Annotated in this window: 8 protein-coding genes and 2 pseudogenes; 4 read left to right on the top strand and 6 right to left on the bottom strand. The window is 45.2% G+C overall.

Annotation, left to right across the window (positions count from 1 at the left end; genetic code table 11):
• The first annotated feature begins 60 nt into the window (after positions 1-60).
• Complete coding sequence (locus tag P5674_RS22575; RefSeq protein WP_157888686.1) at positions 61-207, top strand: hypothetical protein; 147 nt, start codon at positions 61-63, stop codon at positions 205-207.
• Here P5674_RS22575 and hypB read toward each other — a convergent pair.
• The 3 genes from hypB to gap all read right to left on the bottom strand — a co-directional run bounded on the left by hypB (position 187) and on the right by gap (position 2,498).
• Positions 187-1,017, bottom strand: a complete 831-nt coding sequence (gene hypB, locus P5674_RS22570) for a hydrogenase nickel incorporation protein HypB (protein ID WP_006616714.1) — start codon at positions 1,015-1,017, stop codon at positions 187-189. The two genes, P5674_RS22575 and hypB, sit on opposite strands and share 21 nt — an antisense overlap.
• A gap of 2 nt (positions 1,018-1,019) precedes the next feature.
• Complete coding sequence (hypA, locus tag P5674_RS22565; RefSeq protein ID WP_014275065.1) at positions 1,020-1,361, bottom strand: hydrogenase maturation nickel metallochaperone HypA; 342 nt, start codon at positions 1,359-1,361, stop codon at positions 1,020-1,022.
• A 114-nt stretch (positions 1,362-1,475) separates the two neighbouring features.
• A complete protein-coding gene (gene gap / locus P5674_RS22560) occupies positions 1,476-2,498 on the bottom strand; it encodes a type I glyceraldehyde-3-phosphate dehydrogenase (RefSeq protein ID WP_006616712.1) in 1,023 nt (340 codons plus the stop codon).
• A gap of 90 nt (positions 2,499-2,588) precedes the next feature.
• Here gap and P5674_RS22555 point away from each other — a divergent pair, with 90 nt between their 5' ends.
• A complete protein-coding gene (locus P5674_RS22555; RefSeq protein ID WP_126277485.1) occupies positions 2,589-2,786 on the top strand; it encodes a hypothetical protein in 198 nt (65 codons plus the stop codon).
• Positions 2,787-3,229: 443 nt separating this feature from the next.
• Positions 3,230-4,384 carry an ATP-dependent 6-phosphofructokinase gene (locus P5674_RS22550; protein WP_006616711.1) on the top strand — a complete coding sequence of 385 codons (1,155 nt, stop codon included), beginning with the start codon at positions 3,230-3,232 and terminating at the stop codon, positions 4,382-4,384.
• Positions 4,385-4,395: 11 nt separating this feature from the next.
• Here the strand turns inward: P5674_RS22550 and P5674_RS22545 are convergent, their stop codons facing one another.
• The 3 genes and pseudogenes from P5674_RS22545 to P5674_RS26715 form a co-directional block, all read right to left on the bottom strand.
• Positions 4,396-4,764, bottom strand: a complete 369-nt coding sequence (locus P5674_RS22545; RefSeq protein ID WP_006616710.1) for a cyclic nucleotide-binding domain-containing protein — start codon at positions 4,762-4,764, stop codon at positions 4,396-4,398.
• Positions 4,765-5,004: 240 nt separating this feature from the next.
• Positions 5,005-5,991 (bottom strand): transaldolase, encoded by a 987-nt coding sequence (locus P5674_RS22540; protein ID WP_006616709.1) that lies wholly within the window; start codon positions 5,989-5,991, stop codon positions 5,005-5,007.
• Positions 5,992-6,172: 181 nt separating this feature from the next.
• Positions 6,173-6,352: pseudogene (locus P5674_RS26715) on the bottom strand (group II intron reverse transcriptase/maturase); the annotation flags it as partial.
• Between the two features lie 58 nt (positions 6,353-6,410).
• On the opposite strand from P5674_RS26715, the pseudogene P5674_RS22535 reads away from it, so the two are divergent.
• A pseudogene (locus P5674_RS22535) lies at positions 6,411-6,530 on the top strand (IS630 transposase-related protein); the annotation flags it as partial.
• Positions 6,531-6,568 lie beyond the last annotated feature (38 nt).

The following is a 6,568-nucleotide window of genomic DNA, read 5'->3' as shown; positions in this document are numbered from 1 at the left end:
AGTGCGATCGCTTTCGAGCGCATTATAATGGCGGTAGAATAGGGGTTATAGGCTATCCTGATGACTTCGAATCCCATCGTTCGCCCTGGGGCTGAATTCCCCCTGTTTTTTTGTGTGACTACTACTCACGGGACGACCTATGGTGGAGTCCTTCGTTGGAAGTCTCCAGACTCCCCATCCCTGATTTTAGATGGCGATCGCTTCTAACGAACAAGCCTTCTCCAGGTAATCATACCAGGCTTCCATACCTTCCCCAGTACGAGCAGATACCTCCAAAATCTCAGCTTGTGGTGCAATGCGGCGGATATTGTTAATCGCAGTTTCGCGATCGAACCCTACCGCTTCCGCAATGTCGATTTTATTGATGATGGCTATATTGGCAGTTTTGAACAGAGTCGGATATTTTAGGGGTTTATCTTCTCCTTCCGTCACCGACAACACAGCTACCCGCAAATTTTCCCCCAGGTCGTAGGCGGCGGGACAAACTAGGTTCCCCACATTTTCGATAAATAATAATTGCAGATTATCCAGGTTGATTTTACTTAAAGCCTGGGAGATCATTTCCGCTTCCAGATGACAGACGCTTCCCGTCGTAATTTGCACTACCTGCATTCGAGTTCGTCGCAACCTTTGAGCATCATTATCCGTTTCCAGGTCTCCCACAATCACCGCACTATTGAGACGGGAACCCATATCTGATAAAGTGCGTTCCAGCAATGCTGTTTTTCCTGAACCGGGAGAAGACAGCACATTGATCGCAAAAAGTTTTTTTGCTAAAAAGAAACCTCGATTTCTTTCCGCGAGTCGGTCATTTTTGGAAAGGATGGCTGTGTGAACATCCACCGTTTGATGTTCGGTGTGCTGATGATCATGGCTATGATCATGGTTATGATCATGGTGGTGGTGATGATCGTGACCATGGTGGTGATCGTGACCATGATCGTGATCGTGATCTATGGCGTGACTGTGAATGTGGATGTTTCCTGGTGTGACGGCGCAACCGCAATTGGTACACATAACTACGAAACCTCTAAGGATGTCAGTTCTAATTCTCTTCCTTGGCGAATGTCAAGACTGGGTTCGCCGCACTGGGGACATTCATAAAACCAGGTTTTGGGTTCAAATTCCTGATTACAGTGCTGACAGTAACAGCGAACCGGGAGATAGTCGATCTCAAATTTGGCTTTGGCGGCGATCGTTCCAGCAACCACGACATCAAAAGCAAATTCTAGGGCTTCTACGGCTACTCCAGAATCAGCGCCTACTGTCATTTTAATACGGTGAATCTGATTAGCGCCTTGTTCTTTGGCTTTTTGTAAGGCGATCGCTAGGGTTTGTTCCATAATGCCAACTTCGTGCATCGCCATTGACTCCAATTATAGATGAGAGGAAACCAGAAACCCGATTTTTGTGAAAACCGGGTTTCCCTAAAATGGGTTCGCGTAGCCTCTGGAAACCATAGGCGCACTTGGTGACTACAGCAAGCCGTCAGCCTTAGCCATAGATAGCATTAGGTCAATTACACGACAGGAATAACCCCATTCGTTATCGTACCAAGATACTATTTTAAAGAAATTAGAGTTCAGTTCGATTCCCGCTCCCGCATCAAAAATGCTAGAATGACCGTCCGTAATAAAGTCCGAAGAAACTACATCTTCATCTGTGTATCCTAAAATGCCTTTCATCGCACCTTCGGAAGCCGATTTCATCGCTGCACAAATCTCGTCATAGGTCGTGGCTTTTTCTGTGCGGAAAGTTAGGTCTACCGCTGAGACGTTAGGAGTGGGAACCCGGAAAGCCATACCAGTTAAACGGCCTTTTAGTTCTGGTAATACTAGGGTAACAGCTTTAGCCGCTCCGGTGGAAGCCGGGATGATGTTTTGAGTCGCACCACGTCCACCACGCCAGTCTTTGCGACTAGGACCGTCTACCGTTGGTTGAGTCGCCGTCAAAGAGTGAACTGTGGTCATTAGACCTTCTGCTAACCCAAAGTTGTCTTGAATAACTTTAGAAATCGGCGCTAAACAGTTAGTGGTACAACTAGCATTGGAAACAATGGGGTGAGAAGCTGGATCGAAGTCTTGATGGTTAACCCCAACCACTAAGGTTTTGACTTTTTCTGGGTCTTTGGTGGGTGCGGAAATAACTACCCGTTTAGCACCTGCTTCGATGTGCTTATAAGCGCCATCATAGTTGGTAAATAAGCCAGTAGATTCTACTACATAATCTACTCCTAGTTCCTTCCATGGTAGTTGGGTGGGGTCTTTGATAGATGTACAGCGAATGGTCTGTCCATCCACAACAATGGCTTCATCTTCGGATTCTACTTTACCGTTAAAGCGTCCGTGGGTAGAGTCGTATTTTAACAGGTATGCTAAGGCATCAGCCGGAACGAGATCGTTAATGCCGACAAACTGAATGTCAGGGTGTTGGCTACCATAGCGCATTACTAAGCGTCCGATGCGACCAAAGCCGTTAATACCTACTTTAATTGCCATGATTTAGATAATCCTCCGTTGGGATAATACTACTGTATTAACTGCTGTTAAAAAATAGATTTTAACAGCGAAATTTTAGGGCTAGATTTATTGACTAGCCGAGAAAATAGCAACTCTGGGACTGAGTTTAACTGCTGGTATTCTACCACAGTGAGCGGGTTGGTAATGCAGCTTAAACAATTATTAATTGTTCAACAAGTATGCGATCGCCCTAGGGGGAGATTACCAGATCAACCTTACCACAGCTATATGCTTTTACCAAATTTCGGTCAAGGGAAGGAATCTTAAATTAATCTTAAATTTGTGGTCTGATGTCAGGATTTCCTCAAATTTCCCGATATCATTTATGCACAATTATGGGATTTTGTCAACTCCTAGATAAGTGGCGATCGGCTGATACGATCTAGTTGTAAAATTTGAGTAACGGGGTTTAAACCCAGGTTAAGAAAAACTAAAAAAAACCAAAATTATACATCCTTTGGTGTGATTGGCTGTAGGATTTGAAGTGTGACGGTAACAACGGCTCAATGGGCTCGAAGAACTAAAGCCCAGACTAACCAAGATAGCCCAGTTTAACGGGAAGATTGCCCATATCCCTAAAGACAGGTTGCATAAGTTGACGACCAATTTGGCCAAAAACCAAAACTAGATTGGGATGGAAAACCTGGAACTGTCCGGGAGAAGGCGATCGGCAAGAATTGAAGTTCCTAACTTTTGGAGGCTTACATATTATGACTAAACGTAAGCGTATCGGGATTTTGACCAGTGGAGGAGACTGTCCCGGTCTGAATGCAGTAATTCGCGCTGTCGTGAATTATGCTACTTGTGAATATAATTGGGAAGTACGGGGCATTCCCTATGCCACCCAGGGCCTAATTGAGCGTAAAAGTGTTGTGTTGAACCGCTATGGATTAGAACGCCATGGGATTGACCCGTTACTGAGTATGGGTGGGACTATTCTGGGGTCCATTAATAAGGGAGATACCGAGGCTCAAGCTGATGAGGTAATTTCTGGCTACCATGACTTGGAATTGGATGCTCTGATCGCTATTGGTGGAGACGGTAGCCTTGCCATTTTGCACAAATTGGCGAAAAAGGGCAATATGAACCTGGTAGGGGTTCCCAAGACTATTGATAATGATGTCGCTTGTACGGAACTCTCGGTGGGTTTTAATTCCGCTGTGAGTACAATTTTAGATTCCCTCGATCGCCTTAGCTGTACGGCTGCGAGCCATGATCGGGTGATGGTTGTCGAAGTTATGGGTCGCACCACCGGACACTTAGCTCTACATTCTGGAATTGTTGGCGGCGCAGATGCTATCTTGATTCCAGAAATTCGCTATTCTGTCTCTGGTTTGTGTAAACGCATACAGCAGTTACGTAATTTATGGGAGCGCAAATTTGCGATCGTCGTCGTCGCTGAAGGTGCTAAAACTACCAGCGGAGAGTCCCGGTCTTATAAAGATGCTTTGGGAGAAGTACGATTACGCGGTATAGGTGAATATGTGGCTACGGAAATCGAAACCACACTGGGGGTAGAATCGCGAGCTACAGTCCTTGGTCACGTCCAGCGCGGTGGTGCGCCTTCCGCTCAAGATCGCTTGCTGGCTACGGCTTTTGGTAAAACTGCTGTTGATGTGATTGCCGCTGAAAACTATGGCAAAATGGTGGCTTGGAGTAACCACCAAGTTGTCACCGTCTCCCTCGAAAAGGTATTTCAGAATAGCCCCCGCCTACTTGACCCTAATGGATTTTGGATAGAAACAGCCAGGGCTCTTGGTGTCTATCTGGGAGAAGAATCAGAAATACACAGTACCTGTTCCACCAGCCAAAATGGTCATCAGGATAATGTCAATATTGAAACCCCAGAAACTATACTGAACTGATATCTGAGAAATTAAAGCGATCGCTTTAAATTACGGAGGCGATTCGAGAAACTTCTCATTACCAGTAAAGCAAATAGGGGGGTCTGTTGAATGGCGAATAAAAATCGCCGTTCATCCATTGTTGCCAGTTTACAGCCAGTTTTGGCTATGGCTGTAGAGGCGCGAGTTTTCTCTGGATGAACTAGGGCTCCTTCCCCAAACACATCCCCCTTTTTCAGGGTTTCAATTACTTTTCCCTTCACCACAAAATCTACTTCCCCCTCAAGAATACCGTACATTAAATCGCCGGGTTCTCCTTCTTCAAAAATTACCTCTCCGGCCGATAAAATCTGCTCCGGTAGGTTTTCAAAAATTTGGACAGTTTGTGCAGGTTCTAACATAGCTAATGGATAATTGAAAATTGACAATGGACAATGAGAAACAGGTAATAAAACTCCCTATCTTACTCCCTCTCCTTCTGGGAGAGGGCTGGAGACAGGGGGAGTAGTCCGACCATCCTTATTGTCATCTAAATCCTGAGAAACAGCATCGGTTCCAGCCCATTCTTTACGGGTGATAAATCCATCTCCATCGGGGTCAAAAACAGGTCATAACTCTTAATCCGCATGGGTTAAAGTTTCCTAACTTTCGAGGATAGTTAATCGTTCGGCGAGTAGGTATTCCAAGGATTCTAAAGCCTTAGAAAACCCCTTGATTCCTTCCTCTAATTTGTCGAAAGCCATCGAATCTTCCTTGTGCATTTTAGCAAAGGTTGACCCATCCATTGAGATTTTTTCTATGTCCGATGATTTAGCTAATTCGGGGTCGAGTTTGCGGGGTAAATCTCCCGTTTTAGTATCAAGTTCTTCAAGAAGACTCGGAGAAATTGTGAGTAAATCACAGCCAGCCAGTTCAGTGATTTCGCCAATATTACGGAAACTCGCTCCCATCACTTCCGTGGGATAGCCGAATTTTTTGTAGTAGTTATAAATTTGGGTAACAGATTGCACCCCAGGGTCTTCATGAGGGGCATAATTTTCCCGTCCGGTCTTCTTTTTATACCAGTCTAAAATCCGACCGACAAAGGGGGAAATTAGCGTCACTCCAGCTTCAGCACAGGCGACGGCTTGATGAAATCCAAATAATAGGGTAAGATTACAGTGGATCCCTTCTTTTTCTAAGATTTCGGCGGTGCGAATTCCCTCCCAGGTCGAAGCAATTTTAATCAAAATGCGATCACGTGAAACACCGTGGGATTCATATTCAGAAATCAGATAACGAGCTTTAGCGATCGTGCCTTCAGTATCATAAGATAAACGAGCATCAACTTCTGTCGAGACGCGACCCGGAATAATTTCCAGAATTTGTAACCCAAAAGCCACGGCTAAACGGTCCGTGGCTCGGGTAGCTACATCTTTCGGAGTCGCTTCGGTTCCTAGTTCAGCGCGAGCTTGTTTCAGGGTATCATCAACAATACCTTGATATTCTGGCATCCCTGCTGCTGCTGTAATCAAAGATGGGTTAGTAGTGGCATCTTGGGGGGTAAAGTTGTGAATAGCTTTGATATCCCCAGTATCAGCAACAACAATAGTAAAATCTCGCAGTTGTTTTAACAAAGTGTTGGACATTTTTAGCTCCTAGTTTCATCCATTATAGCAATCAGCCATGATTGATAACTGTTCATGGCTGCTCATCCCCTGGTCAAGTGAGTTGGCCTTCTAGCTACTACCCTGATGAATAGCCCCTCAAACATCCATTGACTACTGAACATGATTCACTATTTATTAGGGGTCGAAAATAGAGTCACCTCTATCTCCTCCCATTCAGAACCGTGCGTGAAAGTTTCCCTTCACACGGCTCCTGGTTTGATTGCTCCCTTGTGAAGGATACAGCGTTAGCGTTATCAAGTGCCGTCTTATCATCGCGGGTGTGGCGGTGTAATAGCTGAAGATTCTTGTATTCATCCTTTCCGCCGAGGCTTCGAGGTATAGCACAAGACAGAACAGTTAGGACGTATAATGGCAAGGATATCTACATAAGACCCAAAATGCCAGCCCCCTACAGTTACGACCTTAGACAAAAAGTTATTAATGCAATTGAACTAGACGGTATACCCAAAACCGAAGCCAGTCAAGTTTTCCATGTCAGCCGGAACACTATCAATCTCTGACTGCAAAGAAAAGCACAGACCGGAGACTTCCTCCC

The sequence above is a fragment of the Limnospira sp. PMC 289.06 genome, from assembly GCF_032350395.1.
Lineage (GTDB): Bacteria > Cyanobacteriota > Cyanobacteriia > Cyanobacteriales > Microcoleaceae > Limnospira > Limnospira platensis.
This window is presented reverse-complemented; position numbering and strand designations above follow the sequence as displayed.